This window comes from Candidatus Chloroploca asiatica (genome assembly GCF_002532075.1).
GTDB lineage: Bacteria > Chloroflexota > Chloroflexia > Chloroflexales > Chloroflexaceae > Chloroploca > Chloroploca asiatica.
In genome coordinates this window covers 348,205-371,309 of the sequence record NZ_LYXE01000063.1, presented here as the reverse complement: position 1 = coordinate 371,309, position 23,105 = coordinate 348,205, and the positions used below count along the sequence as shown (strand labels likewise).

The 23,105-nt window shown below is 60.8% G+C and carries 14 protein-coding genes; 9 read left to right on the top strand and 5 right to left on the bottom strand.

Going from position 1 to position 23,105, the window contains the following annotated elements; translation table 11 throughout:
- Positions 1-46 precede the first annotated feature (46 nt).
- Together A9Q02_RS07295 and A9Q02_RS25045 are read left to right on the top strand one after the other, a co-directional pair.
- Positions 47-400, top strand: coding sequence for a hypothetical protein (locus A9Q02_RS07295; RefSeq protein WP_097651674.1), 354 nt, complete (start codon positions 47-49; stop codon positions 398-400).
- Positions 352-948 (top strand): DUF4351 domain-containing protein, encoded by a 597-nt coding sequence (locus tag A9Q02_RS25045; RefSeq protein ID WP_172450750.1) that lies wholly within the window; start codon positions 352-354, stop codon positions 946-948. Before A9Q02_RS07295 ends, A9Q02_RS25045 begins: the two co-directional genes overlap by 49 nt.
- Positions 949-1,380: 432 nt before the next feature.
- On the opposite strand, the gene A9Q02_RS07285 is transcribed toward A9Q02_RS25045, so the two are convergent.
- Both A9Q02_RS07285 and A9Q02_RS07280 read right to left on the bottom strand, forming a co-directional pair.
- Complete coding sequence (locus tag A9Q02_RS07285) at positions 1,381-2,424, bottom strand: glycosyltransferase family 4 protein (RefSeq protein WP_097651672.1); 1,044 nt, start codon at positions 2,422-2,424, stop codon at positions 1,381-1,383.
- The gene (locus A9Q02_RS07280; protein WP_097651671.1) at positions 2,421-2,816 is read right to left on the bottom strand and encodes a hypothetical protein; all 396 of its coding nucleotides are present in this window, start codon (positions 2,814-2,816) and stop codon (positions 2,421-2,423) included. The genes A9Q02_RS07285 and A9Q02_RS07280 overlap by 4 nt, the downstream gene beginning before the upstream one ends.
- A 469-nt stretch (positions 2,817-3,285) precedes the next feature.
- Here A9Q02_RS07280 and A9Q02_RS07275 point away from each other — a divergent pair, with 469 nt between their 5' ends.
- From A9Q02_RS07275 to A9Q02_RS07255, 5 genes are all read left to right on the top strand, one after another.
- Positions 3,286-4,866 carry an acyl-CoA carboxylase subunit beta gene (locus A9Q02_RS07275; protein ID WP_097651670.1) on the top strand — a complete coding sequence of 527 codons (1,581 nt, stop codon included), beginning with the start codon at positions 3,286-3,288 and terminating at the stop codon, positions 4,864-4,866.
- A gap of 7 nt (positions 4,867-4,873) precedes the next feature.
- Positions 4,874-5,248, top strand: coding sequence for an OadG family protein (locus tag A9Q02_RS07270; RefSeq protein WP_097651669.1), 375 nt, complete (start codon positions 4,874-4,876; stop codon positions 5,246-5,248).
- 96 nt (positions 5,249-5,344) lie between these two features.
- Positions 5,345-5,764, top strand: coding sequence for a biotin/lipoyl-containing protein (locus A9Q02_RS07265; protein ID WP_097651668.1), 420 nt, complete (start codon positions 5,345-5,347; stop codon positions 5,762-5,764).
- The gene (locus A9Q02_RS07260; RefSeq protein ID WP_097651667.1) at positions 5,764-6,954 is read left to right on the top strand and encodes a sodium ion-translocating decarboxylase subunit beta; all 1,191 of its coding nucleotides are present in this window, start codon (positions 5,764-5,766) and stop codon (positions 6,952-6,954) included. The genes A9Q02_RS07265 and A9Q02_RS07260 overlap by 1 nt, the downstream gene beginning before the upstream one ends.
- A gap of 121 nt (positions 6,955-7,075) precedes the next feature.
- Positions 7,076-8,086 (top strand): MBL fold metallo-hydrolase, encoded by a 1,011-nt coding sequence (locus A9Q02_RS07255; protein WP_097651666.1) that lies wholly within the window; start codon positions 7,076-7,078, stop codon positions 8,084-8,086.
- Positions 8,087-8,094: 8 nt separating this feature from the next.
- Here A9Q02_RS07255 and A9Q02_RS07250 read toward each other — a convergent pair whose 3' ends face one another.
- Positions 8,095-8,439 (bottom strand): hypothetical protein, encoded by a 345-nt coding sequence (locus A9Q02_RS07250; RefSeq protein WP_097651665.1) that lies wholly within the window; start codon positions 8,437-8,439, stop codon positions 8,095-8,097.
- A 171-nt stretch (positions 8,440-8,610) separates the two neighbouring features.
- Between A9Q02_RS07250 and A9Q02_RS07245 the strand changes: the two genes are divergently transcribed.
- The gene (locus A9Q02_RS07245) at positions 8,611-20,007 is read left to right on the top strand and encodes an FG-GAP-like repeat-containing protein (RefSeq protein WP_097651664.1); all 11,397 of its coding nucleotides are present in this window, start codon (positions 8,611-8,613) and stop codon (positions 20,005-20,007) included.
- 345 nt (positions 20,008-20,352) lie between these two features.
- Here the strand turns inward: A9Q02_RS07245 and A9Q02_RS07240 are convergent, their stop codons facing one another.
- Positions 20,353-21,018: a response regulator gene (locus tag A9Q02_RS07240; protein WP_097651663.1), complete on the bottom strand. Its 666-nt coding sequence runs from the start codon at positions 21,016-21,018 to the stop codon at positions 20,353-20,355.
- On the bottom strand, positions 21,015-22,313 hold the full coding sequence (locus A9Q02_RS07235) for a sensor histidine kinase (protein ID WP_097651662.1): 1,299 nt from the start codon (positions 22,311-22,313) through the stop codon (positions 21,015-21,017). The genes A9Q02_RS07240 and A9Q02_RS07235 overlap by 4 nt, the downstream gene beginning before the upstream one ends.
- Positions 22,314-22,484: 171 nt before the next feature.
- Between A9Q02_RS07235 and A9Q02_RS07230 the strand changes: the two genes are divergently transcribed.
- On the top strand, positions 22,485-23,018 hold the full coding sequence (locus A9Q02_RS07230; RefSeq protein WP_097651661.1) for a hypothetical protein: 534 nt from the start codon (positions 22,485-22,487) through the stop codon (positions 23,016-23,018).
- Positions 23,019-23,105: the final 87 nt, after the last annotated feature.

Genomic DNA, 23,105 nt, shown 5'->3' with positions numbered 1-23,105 from the left:
CCTATACGAATACGTGTAGGTCGTCAAGCAACGATGGGCAACAACGATGGCAGCAACGGATCATCCGCTCAAACGGGTTGTGGCGCTGGCGGGGTTGGATCTGGCCGCATGGGTATTGGGGCAGGCGGTGGAGGCGGTGGAGGCGGGTCAGGGTGCGTTGCTGGCGGAACCGGAGATTCTGGATACGGATCTGGTGCTCCGGGTGACGCTGGCGACGGGGGAGGAGGTCATCCTGCACGTGGAGTTTCAGGGGCCGGGCAGCAAGCGCCCGATGCCGTTGCGCGTGCTGGAGTATCAGGCGCGGCTCGCGGACTTGGGGGCGCGGGGGCCAGTGACACCGGTGAACACGCGGTGTATACTGGACCTGGCACCATCGCCGTGGGGTGGAACTATGTGGTGATCCACCTGTGGCAACTGCTGGCTGAGGACTTATTGGCATTGGATCGCCCAGCGCTGCTGGTGTTGATTGGGCAGACGCAGATCGGGCAGCCAGTCGCGACGTTGACGGCGGCGGTGGCGCGGCTGGCGCAGCACGCAAAAGGGGTTGAGCGGGAGCGGTTGCTGACGGAATTGCTGATCTTATGCACGGACAAGGAGATTGCCGCGATGGCCGAACAGATCATTGAGCGTGATTATGGTTTGCCCGAGACGCCGATGATGCGCAAATGGCGCGAGCAGGGGCTTGCGCAGGGGCTTGCGCAGGGGCTTGCGCAGGGCCGGGAAGAGGGGCGAGAAGAGGGGCGAGAAGAGGGGCGGGAAGAGGGGCGGGAAGAGGGTCAGTTGGCCGTACTGGTGCGCCTGTTGCAGCGGCGCTGTGGCCCGCTGCCCGCTGCGCTGCTCGTGCAGGTGCAGCACCTTGACCCAGCGCAACGGCTGGATCTGGCAGAGGCGGTCTTTGATTTCACCAGGGTGGCCGATCTTGAAGCGTGGTTGGCGCAGGTGGGGTAGGGGTTGAAGAAGTTCCACGGGATTGATCCATATGCCCACGGGAGGGCGCAGCAGCGATGGAGGGGGCGCTGCGGTTGAGGGAGGCGCATGGGCTGCTGCGCCCCAACATTCGCCCCATTCGGTGCATCCGGTATTCGCGAGGATCGGCGGTAGCGATGGATCGATCCCAACATTCGCCCCATTCGGTGCATCCGGTATTTGCGAGGATCGGCGGTAGCCATAGATCGATCCCATGGCTATGGGATGTGCCCACTGGCCCATCGGGTGCGCCGCCATGACACGTTGGGTACGTGCGGATCGGGGTGTAGGGGCGCAGCAGCGCCTGGCCCACCCGGGGTGAACAGGCATCTCTGATAGCTGCTGCGCCCTCAAGGGGCATGATTGATCACGGCCCACCGAAGGGCACGGCGCCGCCGTGCCCGTACGGGGGATTTAAGGGATCAGCGCTTGGACGACGTGATCCCAAGTGATCGAGGCAACGCGGGCGGGGCCGTGGCTGCCGAGGCGGGCGGCGAGGGCTGCGTCAGCGCTGAGGGCGTCGAGCGCTAGGGCGATCGCGGCTGGCGCGGTGGGACAGATCAGGCCGTTGAGGCCGTGTTCGACAAATTCCAACACACCGCCAGCGTCTTCAGTCGTGATGACGGGACGCGCTGCTTCGCATGCTTCGATGGTTGCGAAGCCGTAATCTTCGTCAATGGGGGCATAGTAGACCGCCCGCGCCCCGGCGTAGAGCTCGATTAGTTCGGCGTCGGGAACAAAGCCGAGAAATTGCACTCGTTTGCCGAGCCCCAGGTTCTGGGCGTGATGATCGAGCGCTTCGCGCTCAGGGCCTGCCCCAGCGACGAGAAGACGTACAGGTTGCTGCGTCAGAGCCATTGCTTCGAGCAGTAGGTCGAGCCGTTTGGCACGATCGAGGCGTGACGACGATAGGATATAGTCGCCATAAGGCCCCGCCCGCAATTGTCCTGCATAGCGACTCGGCGGGTAGAGGGGTGTGCTTGATAGTCCGTTAAAGCGGCGCAGGCGTTCACTTACATTGCGCGAAATAGTATAGCGTGCCTGGCACTCGTCGAGTCCGCGCCAATCCATCTGCATCAGCGCCTTGCGTACCTGGCGATGTTCGGGCGTATTGGCAAAATCGCTTAGCGGGGTACCGTACCAATCGTAGGCCTGGCGGTGTTGATGGACAAGCCAGAGCACCTTGTGGGGATGGCGCACAAGGTACGATGGGAATTTGGTGCCAATCACGAGATCAATCGGTTGCCCATTGCTGATGGTCAGATCAAGGAGGCGCCAGGCGAGCGCATGATCGGCAATGCGTTCGACGGGATGCCACTGGAAAGGTATGGCGACCAGTTCGACCTGATGCCCACGTGCGCGGAGCGCATCGCGCAGACCCTCGGCCAGATATTCGGCCCCACCTCGGACAAAAGGCACCTGGGTGGTGCAGATCAGAATGCGTTTACTCATAGTCATTGGGTACGAAGGGCTTCCAATTCGCGCTGAAGCTCGGCTATCTGGTGTTGCAACGTGCTATTTTGCTCGATTAGTAAGCGGATCGTGCGGGCTGACGCTTCATTATACGCATTTTGTTGCTCGACAATGGGATTGATATACCAGCGCAGATAGCGTCGCACCACCTTGTTCAGCAAAGCCCAGCCCTGCTCATAGAGATTTTTGCCTTCGAGAGGCCAGTGTGCACTGATCACCCGCGTATATTCGAGCTCTTCGGCGGCACGTTGCAACTCGTGGGTATGTCCGCGAGTGGCCGCATCCGCATCGGCCAAGGCAAGCCGTTGTGAGCGCACCTCGGTGCGGAGGGCTTCGAGGATGGTGGCAATATCGGTGCTGGTTGGTGGGTGAGTCATGGGTTATGCCTTTCTTGGGGACCTACGGCCCCGTGAACGTGTGGGCTGCGCCCTCAAACTTCGCTTCTTCGCTGGAAAAATGCCAGCTACGCTGGCATTTTTCCAGCGAAAGAAAGATTCTTAGGGGCCGCAGCCCCCCCAATCCCGGCCATTCCTGGGCGCAGCTCTTTCCAGGGGCTGCATATGCCCTCTGCCGAGAGATTATACCGTATGTGCAGCAGGTGACATAAAAAACGGTTTATGTCAAGCCTTAACCGTCGCACATGCAACTGTTGCGAGTCTGCTACAAAAATTCCTTGCTTTCAGCGCCCCATAAGTGGTGATAAGCGTGTATAGTTTGGGGGAATCATTATGGCAAAAGGTTTATGTCCGCACCGAAGCGTTCCGCTTGAACATGCCGTTGCCCGGATCATCAGGGTGCGCACGTTCGCGTGTGATGATGCAACGGTGGAAAGGTAGCAAGTTAGCTATGACTATGCGTGACGAGGGCAAGGCACGCCCGCAGACTTCGCGCGAGAAGATCGAGCAGCTGCGACGAACTAAAATTCATTTGCGGCGAGGCGGAGGAAGTGAGCGCATCGAGCGTCAGCATCAGAGTGGGAAGTTGACCGCACGGGAACGCATTAGCATGATCGTGGAAGAAGAGACTTTTCAAGAGCTCTTCCTCTTTGCGCGTCATCGTAGTACGGCGTTTGGCATGGCCGGCAAAGAGTTGCCAGGTGAGGGTGTCGTGACTGGGACGGGGACGTACAACGGGCGTCAGGTCTTTGTTGCGGCCCAGGATTTCACCGTGATTGGTGGCTCGGTGGGCGAAAGTCATGCCGATAAGATCTGTCAGACGATGGATCTTGCGTTGAAGTGTGGTGCGCCGTTTGTTTGTATTAACGACAGTGGTGGCGCACGCATTCAAGAGGGTATTGATGCGCTGAGTGGTTATGGGCGGATCTTTTACCGCAACATTCTGCTGTCAGGTGTGGTGCCCCAGATTTCGATCATTGCTGGCCCGTGCGCAGGTGGGGCGGCTTATTCGCCAGCACTGATGGACTTTATCATCATGGTGCGTGGCACAGCCGAGATGTTCATCACGGGACCACAGGTGTTGCGCCAGGTGACGGGCGAAGAGATCACGGCCCAGGAGTTGGGTGGGCCCGATGCGCAGATGAGCAGTGGTGTTGCCCATTTCATTGCCGAGAGCGACGCCGATGCGGCCCATATCTGCAAACAACTGCTCTCGTTCCTGCCCGCGAATAACCTCGAAGATCCGCCGAGCTATGGAACCGGTGAACTCGAGTTTTTTCCTGACTATACGCTTGACACGGTGATCCCCGACAATCCGCGTGAACCGTATGACATCAAGCCAGTCATTCAGCGCCTAGTCGACAATGGCGAATTCCTTGAGATCCAGGCCAGTTTTGCGCCCAACTGCGTGATCGGGTTTGCGCGCATTGATGGTCACACGGTCGGTATGGTTGCTAACCAGCCAGCGGTGATGGCCGGAGTGCTTGATATCAACTCGTCGGATAAGATTGCGGGGTTTGTGCGGTTCTGCAATGCGTTCAATATCCCACTTGTCACAATGATTGATGTGCCAGGATTCTTGCCGGGAACTGAGCAAGAGCGGGGCGGCATCATTCGTCATGGGGCCAAGATGCTCTTTGCGTATGGTGCGACGACGGTCCCCAAGATCTCGATCATCTTGCGCAAAGCCTATGGCGGGGCCTACCTCGCGATGTGCGGCAAAGACCTTGGCGCAGATCGGGTCGCAGCCTGGCCAAGTTGCGAAATTGCGGTGATGGGGCCTGAAGGTGCGGTCAATATCATCTTCCGTGACCAGATCCAGAAGGCCGAAAATGCGGTGGCAGCGCGAGAGGACTTTGTGCGTCAATATCGCGAAGAATTCGCCTCGCCATACGTTGGGGCTGCACGCAACTTGATCGATGACATTATTGAACCCAACGAGACCCGGCGCTATCTGAGTCTGGCCCTTGCTTCATTGCGCAACAAGCGCGAACTGCGCCCGCAGAAGAAGCACGGCCTGCTCCCGATGTGAGGTGGCTATGGAACCAATGGTAGACCCGATGGTCGAAGCGGCCCAGCTTGCCTTGACTGGCGTTACGGTGGTCTTTATGGCACTTGCGCTGGTGGCTTTGATGCTCAGCCTGATCGGCCGAATCGACAAGCCGATTCAGCAATTGATGAGTCGGGGCAAAGCAGCGCCCGAACCTGCGCAGGCCCCTGTTACGCCGGTGGTTGAGGCTACTGATGCCGAACTTACCCCTGAGCTGATCGCCGTGCTGACCGTCGCAGCCAACGAGGTGTTGCAACAACCTGTACGGATCACCCGGGTGCAGTATAACCAGCCCCAGACCGGAGCGTGGTCAAGTCAGGGGCGTATCTCGATTATGGCCTCGCGGCGCCGTCGCGATCGCTAAGGCATCCTCAGGCGCAGGGCGTCTCATTGGCTTGTTGGTCGATGCGGCGCTTGCGAAGACCTGATCAGGAGATCTTGTATATATAAGGAGTTGATTGTGAAGCGTCTGCGTATTACCGTCAACGGAGTGAGTTACGAGGTTGATGTTGAGGTCTTAGAGGACGATACCGATCCTGCCTTCATGAGTGGCCCGGTACCTTCACCAATCGGGATGGGCGCAACCGCACCGCGACCACCGGCACCTCCGCGTCCTGCCGCTGCACCAGCTCCCAAAGCTCCGTCACCACCCCCGGCTGCTGGTGGGGCCAACGCGCTGACTTCACCGCTTGCCGGCATTGTCGTTGATGTCAAAGTCAAAGTTGGTGATGTGGTCAAGGAGAATGATGCCTTGCTGGTGATCGAGGCGATGAAGATGAATACCAACGTCAGTTCGCCCAATGCCGGAACGATCAAGTCAATCAGCGTCAAGGCTGGCGACTCGGTGCGCCAGGGTCAGGTGCTACTGGAGTTTGCCTGATGGAATGGATCAACGAGTTCTTTAGCTCAATTATCGAATTTGCCGAGTCGAGTGGCTTTGCGCACCTTGCCTGGGGCAATATCCTGATGATCATCATCGGATGTGTCTTCATTTTTCTGGCGGTGACGCGCAACTTCGAGCCATTGCTGCTTGTGCCCATCGGGTTTGGCGTCATCCTTGGCAATATGCCCTTTGCTCCTGGGCTTGGGCAGGGGGTGTATGAAGAAGGGACGGTACTGAGCTATATCTACTTTGGGGTCAAGGCCGGTGTGTTTCCCCCGCTGATCTTTCTTGGGATTGGGGCGATGACCGACTTTTCGACGCTGCTTTCACAACCAAAGTTGATTTTGCTCGGTGCGGCGGCTCAGGTTGGGATCTTTGTGGCCTTGCTGATGGCGGTTTTTCTTGGCTCCCGCTTTCCGTTTCTGGGCCTTTCGGATATCAATGACCCGATGGCGCTGTTGCGTGCGGCAGCCTCGATTGGCATTATCGGCGGCGCTGATGGTCCGACGGCGATCTTTGTTACTTCTCAGCTTTCGCCCGATTTGCTTGGGGCGGTTGCGGTCTCGGCCTATTCCTATATGGCGCTGGTGCCAGTGATTCAGCCCCCGATTATGCGCCTCTTGACGACCCGCGAAGAGCGCCTGATCCGCATGGCGGCACCCCCTCAGGTAAGCAAACTCCAGCGTGTCCTGTTCCCGATTATCGGATTACTGGTCTGTGTGTTAATTGTGCCCGAAACCCTGCCCCTGCTTGGCATGCTCTTTTTTGGCAATTTGTTGAAAGAGAGCGGCGTGACCGAACGCTTGGCAGGAACGGCGCGCACATCAATGATCGATATTGTGACGATTCTGCTGGGTTTGACAGTGGGCGCAAGTACGCAGGCGAGCACCTTCTTGACGCCGCGTTCGATTGTCATTTTTGCGATGGGTGCGTTTGCTTTCGTTATCTCCACGGCCAGCGGGGTGCTCTTTGCCAAGCTGTACAATGTCTTTGCGCGCGAGAAGATCAATCCGCTGATTGGGGCCGCCGGGGTTTCGGCTGTGCCAATGGCGGCGCGTGTGGCGCATACGGTGGCCCAAGAGGAAGATCCGCAAAACTTCTTGATCTGGCAGGCCATGTGTCCCAATGTGGCTGGTGTGATTGGTTCGGCAGTGGCCGCTGGGGTGCTGCTGGTGGTGCTGCGGTAAGCCTCATTGCGGCACAGTTGGACAATCTTTCAGTCGGGGCTATAATACCGAATGGTGCCAGCAACACTGGCACCATTCGGTCTTTTGCGACGGTGTCTGGGGTGAGCTTGCGGAGGCTGGTATGTCTGGTGAGCCAATTACACGTTTCGAGACGGCAGGTGGTGTACGCATCTATCGCTTGCCGCTCCAGGTTTTTCCGAGTCTGCGTGCCTATGCCCACCTGGTGATTGATGGCTCATATGTTGCGTTGATTGATACGGGCAGTGGTCAGGGTCAGAGCAATGCCGACCTTGAGGAGGGTTTTGTCCGCCTGCGCCGTGAGTGGAATGAGGCGATTACGTGGGGCGATCTGTCACGGGTGATTATTACCCATGCTCATATTGATCACCATGGTGGGCTGAATCTGGTGCGTAGTTTGACCGATGCGCCGGTTGCGATCCACGAGCTTGATCGGCGCGTGTTGGTGCATCACGAAGAGCGGCTCGCTTTGACGCGGTTTCGCCTGGGCATCTTTTTGCGCCGCGCCGGCGTCGGTGAAGAGCGTCGCCAGCGTTTGCTGCGGATGTATAGTGGGGGCAAGGATCTCTTTCGTTCCGAGCCGGTTGAGACGGTGCTGCGCGATGGTGATCTGCTTGACGAGCGCTTCCGGGTGATTCATGTTCCTGGGCATTGCCCCGGTCAGGTCTGTTTGCAGTTCGACGATGTGCTCTTTACGGCGGATCATGTCTTGCCGGGTGTCGCGATCTTCCTGGCCCCCGAGAGCCTGACCGCTTCGACCGGGGTGGATCATTTTCTGCAGTCATTGCAGAAAGTGCGGGCCACGAGTGGCGTGCGGCTCTGCCTCGGTGGGCATGATCGCCCGATCCACGACCTTGAAGCGGCGGTGAATACGATTACCTCGATCCAGCAACGGCGCATCGAGCGCATCTATGAGGCCTGTATTGAGCCAATCTCGATTGGTGGGTTGACCGAAATGCTCTACCCCGGTATTGGTTCGTATGACGAGTTGCTGGCGTTGCAAAAGGTTGGTGCGTATATCGAATACCTCGACCAGCGTGGTATGCTTGCAATTGCCAACCTCGATGAAGTAGCCGAAGATGAACTTGGGGTGCCACGCTATATCGCGGCGTGAGGCCCTGGTTATGTCGGCGGGGTAAACCGCACGAGTTGCCCTGCCGCATCGAGGCTCCAGCGGCTGCCATCGGTGGCGGCAATGCCGGTCTGGACGCGCCAGCGTTCGGGTAGCGGGCGTGGCATGGCGAGCATGCCGCCTGTGGGGGTGTCGAGCAGGGTAAAATCGAGCTTGCCGGTGTTGGCCCCGACGATAGTGACGCGAACCTTCCAGCAACCATTCCACTCGCGATAAAAATCATATTTCAATTCAACCGGGCCAAGCAGTTCGGTCAAGACCGCCTGGATCAAGTTGCGGGCAATCGGTGCCCGGCGGCGCAGATCGGTCAGGGGTACCGGAAGATCAGGGGTCATAGCATAGGCCTCCCAGGGTATAGGTGAGGATTGTCTGAGGCGTGTATTGTAGCATAGGCGTGAAGATGTAACGCAGAGGCGCAGAGGGTTTGCATATCTTGGTGGTTTGGCGTCAGTTGGAGGCCGCTGTTTGACGCAAAGGCGCAAAGGCGCAAAGAGGAGTCAAAACATATGAACCGTGGCATGCGTTCGATCGTTTTGCTGATGCTCGCTGCGATCTTGGTGGTGAATTCGGCAGTTCCGGCGGCGCTTGTGGCGGCCCCTGCTCGCGCTGATCGTTTCGCCGAGGCGTTGCTGCAACCACCTTCGGGCATCCTGCTTGATGCTGCGGCCAACCCTGAGACGGCCTCTCGACCCTTGGCGCTGGCGCAGCCGCTCACAGTGACGCGGGTGCAAACGGCGGTGACGCCTACGGGTACCAGCGATGGCCTTGTGACGCTGACCTATACGCTGCGCAATAATCTTGCGCCGGTGACTGCACCTGTGCCGCCGCCGGGCGCGACCATCACTGAGACGATTGCATTTGCTGCGACGTATGATGCTGCTAGTGATCCCAATACGATCCGTAGCCTCTTGTTGACGACCAGTCTCGCTGAGGCGATAAGCTTTGTTGGCGCGGCACCACTCCCGGTGCAGCAGGCCGCTGATCTTGCCTGGAGCCTCGGCGATCTGCCGCCGCAAACAACGATTACGGCAACGCTCTCGGTGCGGGCGGCGACGTTTGCTGGTGAATTCGCTGAGCTTGAGACGGGTGCGGTGGCCTGGGGGACGTTGCACGGACGGGCGGTGTCTGCCGAAACTGGGGCTGCCCGCCTTGCGGCTGACAGCTTTGCGCCGTGGCTCCAGCGTACGCCGGATGCCGATACTAACGATGAAGATATGCTTGCGCAGCTTGCGGCGCTTGGCGGTGATCCCGAGCGTCTGTTTGCCTATGTGAAGACCCTGGAGCACGAGGTCTACGGTGGCTCGTTGCGCGGGACACGCGGCACGCTCTGGAGTCAGGCGGGCAATGCGTTGGATAAGGCGAGTCTGCTGATTGCGATGCTGCGCGCCAGTGGTACGCCGGCCCGGTATCGCCACGGTACGCTGAATGACGAGCGCATCAAGCAGTTGATTCTGGCGATGTTCCCGACGCCGCAGGGCGTGATCGGCCATGTGCCGCCAGGCGAATCAGTGGCTGATCCGACGACGATCCCGATGTTGGTCAACGAGGCGCGGGATCACTGGTGGGTTGAAGCATACCTGCCGGGTCAGGGCTGGGTCGAACTCGATCCCTCGTTTCGCGAGGCGAGCATTGGCGAGCGCTTTGCCGCCAGCGTCGCCGATGATGGCACTGACCGCATCGCCGAGGTGCCCGATAGCGTGCGCCATAAGGTGACGCTGCGCCTGAAAGTTGAACACTATACGCTGCTCAGTGCGCAGTTGCCTGGCGGCCTGCCGGTGAGTTATCCCCTCGAGGCGACCTTTAACAGTGTGGCGCTGGTCGGCGAGCCTGTTAGCCTGGCCCACTTTGTCAACCCGCAGATCAATGGTGGCATGATCTTCACGACGAAGATAACGGACTATCGCCCCTATTTTCTGGTTGGGGACGAGGTGATTGATGGTGAGACCTATCAGGATCTAACCTCGAATTTTGTTGGCCCGCTGAGCAACCGCCTCGTCACGGCGCTCTGGTTGGAGATCGAGAGCCGCAATGCGCAGGGCGAGAGTCAGCTCTTTACACGGGAAATTGTTGATCGCCTGGGCTATGCGGCGCGCACAGGTGGGAGCAGTGGCTCGATTGCGTTTGACTCGGAACTGCCGATCATTGGTGAGCAGGCGCTCTATACGGTGCTGGCGACGCCCTCGCGGGTGCCGCCCGAAGCCATCAATCGCCTTACGGCACCTGCGCGCCAGGCACTTACGCAGGGGAGCAGCAGCTTTACGGCGTTGCAGGCTTGGGGCGCACGCCCGGCAGCCGAGCAACGGGCTGCGTTTGATGAGATCCGCTCAGCGATCATCAATCTCCAGCAGACGGTGCGCACGACCCATGCGGCGCAACTGTTGACCCTCGCGGCCCAATCTGATTATGGTACCGCCTATCTCTCCGACCTCTTTCTCACCCACGCCTATGTCGCCTCGCCACGCTTCTTTCTCAGTTCGTGGGAAGTGAATGACGCCAAGCAGACCGCCACCGTCCGGCTCGATCTGCGCAATAACCAGTTGCGCACCGTCTTGTACCCTGGACAGGCATGGGGCGGCCTGGTCGCCTTCAACCATGCGCGGGGCATGCAGGATGCCGAGTTGGAGACGGCGATCTTGCGGGACGACGCGAATGGGACGCTGATCAGTGTGCCTGAGTTGATGCGGGCCGCCGAGGCGCAGGGCATTCCGCTGGTGCGGCTTGATGGGGGCAGCCTTGATCGCCTCGCCGAATTGCCGCTTTCGCCGCGTGCCCGTGCCCGCATTGTCGACTCGCTGCAGCGTGGTCCCTACTATGCTGTGATTGTACCGGAACGCCCGGTGCAGATGGGCGATCAGGCCTTGACCGGCTGGATCGAAATTGACCTGGTGGACGGCGAGACCCGCGATGTGATGGAGGATGGGCTGCACGTGGCCGCGATCCAGTATGGTCTTCTGGTTGCCAGCCCTACCTTTGATGCGATTTTTGCGCTGATTGGCTTCTTTCACGGCTTTGCTTCCTATACGTTCTTCTGGATCGCCGAGTTTATGAGTAATCTGCCACTTGAGTCCGGTGGCTTGAAGCAGGCATGGACGTCAGCCCATACCTTTGCCCAGGCTGAGACCGAGAAGATCGTAGATCTGCTTACGGAGGCTGGTTCGAGTGGCAGTGGCACCACCTTCAATCGGCTCAAGGCCTATGCGACAGGCAATGGGCTGACGATTTCGATCGCGTTGCCTGAACCAGTTGAGACAAAGTGTAAACTGCTCGAGTATATGGCGTATGAGTGTCCGCCTACCTCGGCAGCGGTGCCAATTCCGGTGGAGGTCGAACTTGGCTTTGTCAATGGCACCAAGTTTGCCGCGCAGGTTATTGGCTCGGTTGATCCGCCGTTGCCCAATGCGCTTGCCAGCCCTGGTGCGCTGCGGGCACCGGTGCTGAGTCGGGCCGAGACGCTGCTGCAACCTGCTGCGACGCTGGCCGCCGGATCATTTTCGGCTGAGGGGCGGCTCGTTTCGGTGGCGCTGAGCGCCCCGGCGAGCACGAGTTTCTATGCACCTGCGGTGGCGGGACTGGGTGTTGGTGGCGACGGCAGTGTGTATGGTGCCACCATGTTTAGTCGTGGGATCACGACGACGCTGAGCAATGCTGCGCTGATGCTTGCGCCGATCACGGGGACGTTGAGCCTCGCGGGGCAGGCGCTGAATGCCCCCAATGGTCTGGCAATTGCGGGGTATCGTGGGCCGTTGGCGTTGACCGAAGCCGAGGCAACGCTTGACCAGCTTGCCCTCGCAAGTAGCAGCCCGGTTGAACTCTTTACGCTGAAGCTGTCGGCAGATGCCAGCACGACTGAGCCTACTACGCCAATCAATTTCACCGCCGAGATCGAGGCCAACTTCACCGATGCATTCACACTTACCGCCGAGACCCCTGACAACTGGGCGGTTGCGGTCAGCCAGGCCGGTCAGGTGACCGTGACGCCAGCGCCTGGCGCGGCACCCGGCAGCTATCAGGTGCTCGTGACAGCCCGCTCGTCGCGCTACCCTGAGCTCTTTGTGACGGCGGTGCATACCGTGAACACCACTGCCTTCGAGGGTCTCGCGTTGACAGTTGCGCCTGATCCGCTGATTACGGTGCCGTGGGGCATTGGCGCACTCACGGCTGATCCGACGAATAATGGTCAGCTTCAGGTGCCAGGGGCGGCTTTCACGGCGACGATGACCAATACGTCAACGCGCGCCCATCGTTTTACGCTGAACGTGACGGGCCTGCCTGCGGGGTGGCTGATCTTGAGTGGCGCCCAGGGCAGCAACGAGACGAGCGTAACCTTGCCTGCGGGGGGCACTGCCCAAGTGGGCTTCTATGCTTCGCCGCCGCCCGGGCCGCTTCCCGCTGCCGGAACGAGCTATCCTGTGACGGTGAGGGTTGCTGCTACAGAGAATGCACAATTGACGCAGACCGCTTCAGTGACCTTTGCTGTGCCGGCGCTGCCGTATGCGTACCTATCGGTGGCGCCCTCGACGCTGCTTGTTGCGCCTGGCGGTGCCGATAGCGTTGCGTTGAACCTGCAGAATGTTGGCAATAGCAACGGCAGTTTCCCGCTGCAGGCGACGCTGCCGGGGCCGGACTGGACGCTCGCCGGGTTGCCCGCGTCGCAGAGCGTTCCGGTTGGCGTTACGGTCACGCAACAACTTATGTTGACCGCGCCTGTACATGCGCCGATCGGTGCCCAGGCAACGGTCGAAATACGAACAAATTCGGGGCCATATACGCAGACCTTGCCGATTGTTGTACGGGTGGAAGATCCCTTGGCGATCTGTGTCTACCAAGCCGCCCGTGCGCCGTCGGATGGGCGCACGGCGGGCGTGGTGACGGCGCTGCGTGAACTCGGTACGGCCGTCGGATTGCTTGCCGCCACCCCGGATGATGCGGCCCTGCGGGCGCAGGTCGCAAGCCAGTTGCGCCTGGTGAGCAATCAGCTTGGGGCAGTGATTGGCATGGATCAGATCGCCGAAGCCTTGCTGCGGCGCGCTGCGGCGCTGGAGGGTACGCCCACCTCTGATGAGACGACCGCGATCCTGACGCAGCTCTGTGCTGATCTTGACCCGGTTGCCGAAGGTTTGACGCTCAATGCGCGGAGTGCGGCTGAGGTGCGCTTTATCCCTGGTACCCTGACGGTACGTGCGGGTGATGCAGTTACGCCTACGCTCAGGGTGGTCAACCGGGGTAGCGAACAAACCCGTTACGAGATTGTGGTTGGCGGGTCGCTCCCCGGTCTTCCCGCTCCTCAGATCATCACGGTTGACCCAGACGAGACGGTTGATCTGCCGATCCCCCTGACCCCGCCGAGCACCGGGTTTGCGCTGCTGCTCGGGCGGGTGCGGGTGGTGGAGAGCGGGGCGTCGGCGGGGAGTTTTGCCACCGAGGCGAGTCTTGGGCTGAATGTGCTCGAAAGCTTTGTGCGGGTGCTTGACGTGCGTGCAACGCCGGCTTTTGTGGAGACCGGGGTAAGTTCAACGACGCTCAGCTTGCATCTGGCCAACCTGACCAATATGCCGCTGGAGGCGACGGCGCGGGTGCGCCTGCTTGCCCCCGATGCCACGTCGGTCTACAGTGCCGAGCAGACGCTCGCGCTTGGTGGTGGCGACCCGCGGAGCTATGGGCTGGGCACGGTTGATACCTCGGGGTTTGCGGCGGGTGTCTATACCGCGACGGTTGATCTCGTTCAACCTGATGGCACGCCGCTTGCGGGAGGCAGCGGAGCCGGACTGTTGACGGTTGGCATGGGTCTCGCTGCCGAGGTCGCGGTCGAGCCACTCGTGGTGTTGCCGGGCAATCCCGTGGTGACCACCAGTATCACCACGCGCATCAGGCAACAGGCAATTCTCCCGGATGCGCTGAGCGTTGCCGCACAACCAGCGCCCACCGGCGTTGGGCAACCCTGGGCGCGTGTGAACCCCGAGCGCAGCGCGGGCGATGAGCCAATGTTGTCGCGTGAGGCGATGCCCGTTCCCTCGCCGAGCGAAGATGCGCCGGGATGGGGGCACACGCTGCTGCGCAGGCTTACCTGTGTCACCGACTGCGCCGAGCCGGGTCTTGCTGCGATGCTCTTGCGAGCGCGTAGCGCATCTGAGGCAAGCGCGACCGGTGGTGGCGCGCAAGCGTCACCAGTGGCGTTAACGCTCGACCCGCTTGTGCCGGCCTTTGCGGGTGGCGGCATCAGTCGCTACGAAGAGACCGAGGCGACGATTGCCTACTCGGGCACCTGGACGATCTTGAACCATGCGCCGGCGAGTGGCGGCCAGGGCAATTTTGGACGTGCCGCAGGAAGCCGTGCAACCTTTACCTTCACGAGTACCTGGGTGCATATTGGTTTTGCCACAGGTACTGCAAGCGGCCAGGCCGAGATCTTCGTTGATGGCACGAGCCGCGGGGTGATCGATCTCTATCGTCGCACCGCCGGCGTTACCAGCATCGCCTATGGCGACCTTGGCCCGGGGGCGCATACGCTCGAAATTGTCACGCTTGGGACGCGCAACGCCTTCTCTACCGATATCCGGGTGGGCCTCGACTATCTGGACACCTGGGACGGCACGTTGCTGGCGGCTGGCGTGTTTGAAGAGGACGACCCTCGGGTGCAACTCGGCGGGTCTTGGTTCGCGCAGACGACGGATGAAGCCAGTGGAGGAGGCTACCTTTACTGGTACAGCAGTGGTCGGGCGTGGTTCCCGTTGACCGGGGATAGCTTCAGCCTGCAGGTGATGGTAGGGCCGAACTTTGGCCAGACGCGGATCAGCATTGATGGGGAAGCGCAGGGGGTGTTTGACCTGAATGCGCCGACGCTTGGCCCGCAGCGGCTCGCGTTTGCGGGGCTGGGAGTGGGGCCGCACGTGGTGCTGGTGGAACAATACCGGGGCAATGCGAGCCTGGACGCCTTCATCACGCCGGGCGAGGCTCCGTTTGTGGAACCGCCGACACGCAGCGGGATCAGCCGGTACGAAGAAGACGCGCCCGAATTGCGCTTCAATGGCGTGCCCCTTGGTGTCGCGCCGACGACCTGGGGCGAAGTCACCTCGGGGCTGGCGAGCGGTGGCTATGCTGTGCGCTCGCGCACGGCGAACGACCAGGCGAGCCTGACCTTCACGGGAAGCTGGGCGCATCTGGGGTTGCTGACCAACACCAACGGCGGGCAAGCCGAGGTCTTCATCAACGGCGTCAGCCAGGGGGTGATTGACACGTACAGCCGGGACGGCGGGGTGCTCAGTCGTGCCTATGCTGACCTGGGGCCGGGGCCGCACACATTGGAGGTGCGGGTGCTTGGGACGCGCAATGCGTTGTCGTCCGACGCCTGGGTCTCCTTCGATTATCTGGACACCTGGGACGGCACGTTGCTGCCGGACGGCACGTTTGAAGAGGACGACCCTCGGGTGCAACTCGGCGGGTCTTGGTTCGCGCAGACGACGGATGAAGCCAGTGGAGGAGGCTACCTTTACTGGTACAGCAGTGGTCGGGCGTGGTTCCCGTTGACCGGGGATAGCTTCAGCCTGCAGGTGATGGTAGGGCCGAACTTTGGCCAGACGCGGATCAGCATTGATGGGGAAGCGCAGGGGGTGTTTGACCTGAATGCGCCGACGCTTGGCCCGCAGCGGCTCGCGTTTGCGGGGCTGGGAGTGGGGCCGCACGTGGTGCTGGTGGAACAATACCGGGGCAATGCGAGCCTGGACGCCTTCATCACGCCGGGCGAGGCTCCGTTTGTGGAACCGCCGACACGCAGCGGGATCAGCCGGTACGAAGAAGACGCGCCCGAATTGCGCTTCAATGGCGTGCCCCTTGGTGTCGCGCCGACGACCTGGGGCGAAGTCACCTCGGGGCTGGCGAGCGGTGGCTATGCTGTGCGCTCGCGCACGGCGAACGACCAGGCGAGCCTGACCTTCACGGGAAGCTGGGCGCATCTGGGGTTGCTGACCAACACCAACGGCGGGCAAGCCGAGGTCTTCATCAACGGCGTGAGCCAGGGGGTGCTTGATACATACAGTGCGACCGCTGGGATCACCAGTACGGTCTACAGCAACCTGGGTGAAGGCCCGCATACGCTCGACGTGCGCGTGCTTGGTACCCAGAACATCTCGTCGACCGATAGCTGGATTACGCTCGATTTCATTGATGCCTGGGATGGCACCGCAATGGACGAGGGACTTTTTACCGCCTCTTCGGCGCGGGTTTACCGGAGCAACGACTGGCAGGTGGTGTCCAACGATCGCTTGCCCGGTGGTGAGTTCATCGAGCGCGGCACCACGACGTGGTTCCATACTGTTGGCGACGCCCTGACCCTGGTGGGTGTGACCAATAGTGCCGACCAGAATGGGCCGACGCTGGTGGAGGTCTTTGTTGATGAAGTGAGCCAGGGTCTGGTTGACCTGACCTACGCCTTCTCGCGCTCACCTGTGCCGATCCGCCTCGCCGGGCTTGGCGAAGGGCCGCATGTCGTGCGCATTGCCAATCTGCGCAGGGGAGGCCTAGTCGGCTTCGATACCTCGGCGACACCCTTTGCCGGGGTTCCGATGGTCGAGTGGTACAGCGACGTGCCCGCGAGCAACGACGGCTACGTCATCACAACCATCAGCGCTGGTGATCTTGATGGTGATGGGAGCGTCGAATTAGCGGTCAGTTCAGGCAACGGGAACCTCTACATCTACCGAGGTGACGGTCAGGACGCGGGTGACGGGACACCGATTCTTTGGCAACGCGAGGTTGGGCTGGGGGATACGCCAGCGCTGGCTGATCTGGATGGCGACGGTCTGGCCGAAGTGATCGTCGGCAGTGATCAAGGCGTGTTTGTTTTTGCCCACGATGGCACGCCGTTATGGTCAAATAGTGAGATCCGTCCCCATTCGATCAAGGTTCCAAGGTTTGTTGAGTCGCTGGGGTGGGGTGGGGCCGCCGTGGCGAACCTTGATGCTGATCCCGCAGCTGAGATCGTTGCAGTCGGGCATCTGGATAGCAACTGGCAGAACCCCGGGGTGCGAACCCAGCGCCTGATCGTCTTTAAGGCTGACGGCACGGTCGCAGCACGCTACGATCTGCCGATGAGTGACGTCGGGTTGTACAGTTTCGAATTCACGGCTACGCCGCCGCTGCTCGCTGATCTAACCGGCGACGGGCGGCCCGAGATCCTGGTTGGGCAGAGCAACATCCTGGTAGCGCTCAGCTATGCCAACGGCACGCTGAGCGAGTTGTGGCGACGCACGACCACAATCAGCGATGAAGCACGGGGCTACGGCACCTGGGGGTCGCCAGCGGTCGCCAATGTTGACGGCAAGCAGCCCGGTGGCGATCCCGATCCCGAAATTGTGATGGCCTGGGACACCAAGATCGAACTACTCAAGGCTGATGGGAGTCTCGTCTGGAGCTACGACGCCGGTCAACGCCTGTATCCTGGTTCGGTTTCGCTTGCCGATGTGGATGGTGACGGCGAGGTCGAGATCGTCACCGTGATGAAGCGTCCATGGCCCGCCGAAGAACAGGACATCATCGTGCTCAACGCTGATGGCAGTTTGCTCTGGACCAAGCCCGTACTTGATCGGACAATCTCATCTTCAGGGGTTACCGTGATGGATCTGGACGGCGATGGTCGCTACGAGGTGGTCTGGAACGGGGCTGGAACCGGGTTGGCAATCTTCCAGGGCAGCGATGGCACGCTGCTCTTCAACGAGCCGCTGATCAATTCGGGGACGCTCAACGATTATCCGATCATCGCTGATGTGGACGGCGATGGTCAGGCTGAGATCGTTGCGGGTGACAGCGATGGTTTCTACGTGGTCGGCTTTAGCGGCTGGGGTTCGGCCCGCCCGCTCTGGAATCAGTACAACTATCACATTACCAATATCAACGACGACCTGACGGTGCCGTTGCTGGAACCCAATAGCTGGGAGGTTCACAATACCTATCGCACGCAGTCGCCGTTGCGCAACCCGGTGCCTGTCTATCTGCTTGATGTGGAACATCCGCTCCCGGCGACCGGGGTTGTGCCGTTGACGACGACCTTCTCGTTGCAGCCGCGCACGCCTGCGCCGGGGCTGACCTGGCGCTATCGGCAGGAGGGTCTGGCGCAACCGGTGCGCACGCTCAGCTTTGCGGCCCAGTTGACCGCGATGCAACCGGGCGAAGTCCGTGCGGTGAGCCAGGGCACGACGGTGACCGCTACACTGGTGAGTGGACGGAATCAACTCACCTTCCCGCCACTCTATGTCACCGCAGCCCGGCTGATCACGATCGAGCCGGTGCAGCCTGTGACCAGACCAGGCAGCCAGGCCCGCTACGAGGTCGAACTCTTCAACCCGACGACCACAGCCTTGACTTTTACGCTGAACCTCGACGGCCTTCCCCTCGCCTGGGCCGATCTGCCTGGCGAGCTTCGGGTGGAACCCGAAACGCGGTTGCGCCTGCCACTGACGCTGACACCCTCGGCAGCGACATTGCCAGGTGCGCTGCCCTTCACGATCCGCACAACGCTGCCTGACGGCACGAGCGATCAGGCCACGAGCATGCTCGACGTGCTCGCCGGCCTGCGTTTAGGCGTTACCCCGCCCGCGTTGCAGGCAACCTATGGCGAAACCGTCAGTGCGACCGTGACCCTGCACAACGACGAGGCGACCGCCCGTACCTACGATCTGGCCGTGATGGGGCTGGATGGCCTGAGCGTCGCTCTCGCCGCAAGCGTCGTTGTGCCAGCGGGAGGCGTGGCGACGCTGCCGCTCACCGTGACTGCGACGGCGGCGCAGCAAGTGACGCCCTTTGCGGTACGCGCTGTCCTGCGTGACCCGACTGATCCGCTGACCACGACGGCGTCGGCGACCCTTGTGCAGAATGGGGCCGTGAGTGTCACTGCTCAACTTTCGCCAGACGAGGCCGTGGGTGGTCCGTCTACCACGAGTGTGTTGACCCTGACCGTGATGAACAGTGGCAGCATAGTGTCAACGTTCGCCCTTGTCCCCGAACTGCCATCGGGCTGGCAAGGAGCGTTGCTTGCCAACAGCGCCCCGGTAAGCGAACTGACGCTTACACCGTTTGTCTTCAACCGTGCCGAAGTTCAAGTGCTGGTGAGACCACCGGCAGGCACGCCGCCAGGGCGTTACCCTGTGCGTGTTTATGTGAACGCCCAGGAGAGTCCGGCGCAGGCCATTGCCGTCGCTGAAATAGTTATCGGCAACCGCGGCGTCAGCGTCGCCCTGACCCCGGCGAGCGCCGCCTTTGACCCGGATCAGGGCCAGAGCTGGCAGGTGCAAGTGACGAATACCGGCACGGTTGCCGACACCTACGACTTGGTGCTCGGCGGCTTCCTGGGGCTCAACGCAAGCCTGGCAAGCTCGACGGTTGCGTTGTTGCCAGGCGGTTCAACGAGCGTACCGGTGCAAGGCGGGCCAATGCCATTTGTCTTGCCGGGCACGCATCAGCTCGCCGTCACCGCCCGCTCGCAGGCCGAGGCCGGGATCAGTTCTTTTGCCACGGCAGAGGTGACCATTGCCGGGCGCAACGACGTCGCGGTAAGCCTCACCGGGGACAACCAGCAACTACGCACCGACAACCCGGTACGCTATCTCGCCGTCATCAGCAACACCGGCACCCTCGACGCCACCTACGACCTCACCGCCAGCATTGACGTCAACGGCGTCCGCCTCGAACTCGAAGCTGGCTCCGTCTTTGTCCCGGCGCGACTCGCGGCAGCTCTGATGCTCGACGCCATCCTGGAGACCACGCTGCCCACCGCCAACGACGAGACTGCGACCGTCACCGTGCGTGCCGTTGCGCGGGGCAACGTCGCCACCGGCCAAGCCTCCGCCCCGCTAGTGCTCAACCGCACCGCCCTGGAAAGACCCTTGATCTACCTACCCTTTATCCGGCGGTAGGTATGTTTCAAACAAGCTTGACCGTTCGCAGCGAAGGTAGGGCGATTGTATTATACGAAATCGGATACAACGGGGCACCCGCAAGGGGTGCCCCTACACCGGGCCCGTCCCCCGGCCCTGTAGGGGCACCCCTTGCGGGTGCCCTTGCGGGTGCCCGTGCGGGCACCCCTTGCGGGTGCCCGTGCGGGCACCCCTTGCGGGTGCCCGTGCGGGTGCCCGTGCGGGTGCCCGTGCGGGTGCCCGTGCGGGTGCCCGTGCGGGTGCATACACGGAAGATGCAATCGCCCTAGCATGATGTGCTTGAATATGTAGCGGTGGGTACGCATGATGTCATGCTTCCGCGCCTCACCCGAGCAAGCCAAGTTGCTGAGCCTTGAGCACGGCCTGGGTACGGTCACGTACCTCAAGTTTTGCCAACAGGTTCGAGACATGGTTCTTGACAGTACCCTCGGTGATCATAAGCTGATTGGCGATCTCGCGGTTGGAATGGCCGACGGCGAGTGCCCGCAGCACTTCTTGTTCACGCTCGGTCAAGGGTTCAATGAGCGGTGTTGCGGCAAGGGCCGGAGGAACAGCGGAGCGGTCATTGGCCAGGCGCGAGAATTCGGCGACCACTTTGCGCGTGATGCTGGGCTGAATTAGTGCCTCGCCTGCGGCTACGGCGCGTACGGCTGCCACAATCTCCTCGGCGTTCGTATCCTTGAGCATATAGCCACGCGCCCCGGCCCGCAGCCCCGCAAAGACATACTCATCATCATCGAACGTGGTCAGGATGATGACCCCCAGGTTGGGCTGTTCGGTCAAGAGCGCACGGGTTGCGGCAACCCCATCCATGTGTGGCATCCGCACGTCCATCAAGACCACATCGGGGCGTTGCGCGGCCACGACCGCAAGCGCCTCACGACCATCACTGGCTGCGCCCACCACACAAATATCATCCTCAAGTTCAATCAGGGTCTGGATGCCCTGCCGCACCAGGGTCTGATCATCCACAAGCACCACACGGATCATCGGGGTTGCTCCTCTCGTTTCATGGGCAAATGAATCATCAGCACAAACCCTCCCTCTGCCTGAGGGCCAGCATGCAAGTGGCCGCCAAGTTGTTCTACGCGCTCGCGGATCCCTGCGAGGCCAAAGCCACTACCCGCAGTTGCGCTACTCCCGCGCCCATTATCAACGATCTTCAAGCACACCTGATCGGGCTCATAGGCCAACTGAAGCTGTACCATCGTTGCCGCTCCATGGCGCTGGGCGTTGGTCAAGCCCTCTTGCACGGCGCGGTAGAGCGTTTGCAGCATCGTGGACGGCAACTCACACGGTTCGCCCTGTAACTCCAAGCTGGTCTGCAAGCCCGTATGTTGACCAAAGGTTACAGCGAGTTGTTCGAGACTCGCAGGAAGACTCTCGCTGGCGAGGGGCTTCTGGCGCATGGCGGCGACACTCTGGCGCACCTCATCGAGGGCGGCCTGCGCCACGGTGCGACTCGTCTGGATTGCGGTGGCAGCACGGGCGGGATCGCGCTCGATCAGCCGTGCTGCCGCTTGGAGTTGGAGGTTCAGTGCGGTGAGGTGGTGTCCCAGGCCATCATGGATGTCGCGTGCCAGCCGCACCCGCTCTTCGGCTACCGCAAGATCGTAGTCGCGCCGCCGCGAAGCCTCTAGTTCCACATTGGCCGCACGCAACTGATCCAGCAGGGCCTCGGCCCGCTCGGTTTGCTGACGGTAGAGATTAAGCACTGTCGAGACAACGATCACAAAGATGAGCCCGGTGCTCAGGAAGAAGAGATTCAACAGAATCGCTTCCAGCGCAATGCCGACGAGCAAGAGCGCGGACACCCAGCTCGCGATGAGCCCGAGCAAATAGAGGATTGCCTGGGGCGTCGTCAGCATCACAAAGGCCTGGGCGGTCAAAACAAAGATGAGGTAAGGGACAAAGCTAAAACGAGTGCTATCACTTAGCCCGGTAATCCAGACCAGGACAAACCAGAGGAGGCCGTTGACCCCGAGATGGAGCCAGTCGGCGCGTTGCATGCCCAGCGCGCTTTCAAGGTCGCCAAGCACCATATTCGACACAAACATGGTCGCCAGCGCGAGGATCCCCAGGCTAAACCATAAAGGCCCCACATCGTGCTGGTTGAGAATAAAGAAGATCATGGCCCCGAGCACAATGATGTGGGCGGCCAACTGGAGCGCATTTTCGCCCGTCGGCATAAAGCGCTTCCGTAGCTCGCGCCACAGGTCAGAGGCGGATAGGGTAAACGTGAGGCGTGGGTGCTTCAACTTGTCAATGATGCTGCTCCAGCGCATAGGTATGCCTTGAGTCTTGCTGCTTAGTCATCACCCTTATCATACCATCGCTTGCTTGCTTCTATCAAAAGTCATCCCTCTGAGTTCTACCCTCTTACACTGGTGACAGGCAACAGTTTGGCGTATGCTGAAGTCAGCATACTAAGTGTAGCGAACCACAGGAGGTTTCCGATGAAGAACACAATCAATCAGCGCAACCAGTACGATCACCAGACAGAGCAGCACGGGAATAAGCAACACCAACTCGTTGGCGGTATGCTGCTTATTGTTGCTGGCATTGCTCTTGTACTTGCCCAATTCTTTAATCTAGGTGTCTGGGTGCTGCTTACGCTTGGCGTTGGCTTCACGGTAGCGGGCATCGCCACCAGGCATGCGGGCTGGTTCATCCCTGGCGGCATTCTCAATGGCATTGGTCTTGGTGTCCTGTTGATCGAGAGCGGCATAGTTAGCGGGGAACCGGTCGAAGGCGCTACCTTCCTGCTTGCTTTTGCCCTCGGTTGGGCTAGCATCACCCTTTTCACGCGTCTCTTCAGCAACGAGGCGCTGCTCTGGCCCCTCATTCCTGCTGGCATCATGGCGTTCATTGGTGGGGCTCTGTTCCTCGGTGAAGTTGGGTTGGGTATGCTCAGCACCCTCAACTACATCTGGCCGTTGCTCCTCGTCATCGGTGGGCTCATTATCATTGTGCGCAGCCGTCAGCGTTAGGGGCCGGCGATGCTCAAGAAGCAGACTGATACGGGTGAAAACGGGTAGCTTAGCTACCCGTTTTCACCGTCATGCCCGCGCACGCGG